General features: G+C 56.3%; 2 pseudogenes. Both read left to right on the top strand.

From position 1 onward, the window contains the following. Window positions 1-296: pseudogene (locus HEM79_RS22210) on the top strand (transposase); the annotation flags it as partial. Further along, a pseudogene (gene tnpC, locus HEM79_RS22205) lies at window positions 262-1,469 on the top strand (IS66 family transposase); the annotation flags it as partial. The pseudogenes HEM79_RS22210 and tnpC, both read left to right, overlap by 35 nt. Window positions 1,470-1,499: the final 30 nt, after the last annotated feature.

Genomic DNA, 1,499 nt, shown 5'->3' with positions numbered 1-1,499 from the left:
AATGGAGACTTGTTCAGCAAACTCTTTTACCCGGTGCCTGTGTCGCACAAATAGCTCGTGAGAATGGAATCAACGATAACCTGCTCTTTAACTGGCGGCATCTCTGGCGTAACGGCGGCCTGCAGCCGCCCGGCGAACATGAAACATCGCTACTTCCCGTGACGTGAACGCCTGAGCCGGATAATAAAATCCCGGACCCCGTGCAGGTTGAGCAGATAAATACACCGACCAACAGTCTGTGCTGCGAGCTGGTTCTGCCGGCCGGAAGAGGAATGCTGTCCGGCCTGTGGTGGTGAACTCAGTTCTCTGGGATGTGATGTGTCAGAGCAGCTGGAGCTTATCAGCAGCTTATCAGCAGCGCCTTTAAGGTTATCGAAACACAACGCCCGAAACTGGCCTGTTGTCGGTGTGACCATATCGTGCAGGCGACGGTGCCTTCAAAACCCATTGCACGCAGTTATGCCGGAGCGGGGCTCCTGGCCCATGTCGTCACCGGAAAATATGCAGACCATCTGCCGTTATACCGCCAGTCAGAGATATACCGCCGTCAGGGTGTGGATCTGAGCCGTGCCACACTGGGGCGCTGGACCGGTGCCGTTGCTGAACTGCTGGAGCCGGTGTATGACGTACTGCGCCAGTATGTGCTGATGCCCGGTAAAGTCCATGCCGATGATATCCCCGTCCCGGTCCAGGCGCCGGGCAGCGGTAAAACCCGGACCGCCCGGCTGTGGGTCTACGTCCGTGATGACCGTAACGCCGGTTCACAGATGCCCCCGGCGGTCTGGTTCGCGTACAGTCCGGACCGGAAAGGCATACATCCACAGAATCACCTGGCCGGTTACAGCGGTGTGCTTCAGGCCGATGCTTACGGTGGTTATCGGGCGTTATACGAATCCGGCAGAATAACGGAAGCCGCGTGTATGGCACATGCCCGAAGAAAAATCCACGATGTACATGCAAGAGCGCCCACCGATATCACCACGGAAGCCCTGCAGCGTATCGGTGAACTGTATGCCATTGAGGCGGAGGTCCGGGGATGTTCAGCAGAACAGCGTCTGGCTGCAAGAAAAGCCAGAGCTGCGCCACTGATGCAGTCACTGTATGACTGGATACAGACTCAGATGAAAACACTGTCTCGTCACTCGGATACGGCAAAAGCGTTCGCATACCTGCTGAAACAGTGGGACAGCCTGAACGTGTACTGCAGTAATGGCCAGGTGGAAATCGACAACAACATCGCAGAGAACGCCTTACGGGGAGTGGCCGTAGGCCGGAAAAACTGGCTCTTCGCGGGTTCCGACAGCGGTGGCGAACATGCGGCGGTGTTGTACTCACTGATCGGCACATGCCGTCTGAACAATGTGGAACCAGAAAAATGACTGCGTTACGTCATTGAGCATATCCAGGACTGGCCGGCAAACCGGGTACGCGATCTGTTGCCCTGGAAAGTTGATCTGACCTCTCAGTAAATATCAATACGGTTCTGGCGAGCCGCTTAC

The organism is Escherichia sp. 93.0816, assembly GCF_013368855.2.
In the GTDB taxonomy this organism is placed as follows: Bacteria; Pseudomonadota; Gammaproteobacteria; order Enterobacterales; family Enterobacteriaceae; genus Escherichia; species Escherichia ruysiae.
This window is presented reverse-complemented; position numbering and strand designations above follow the sequence as displayed.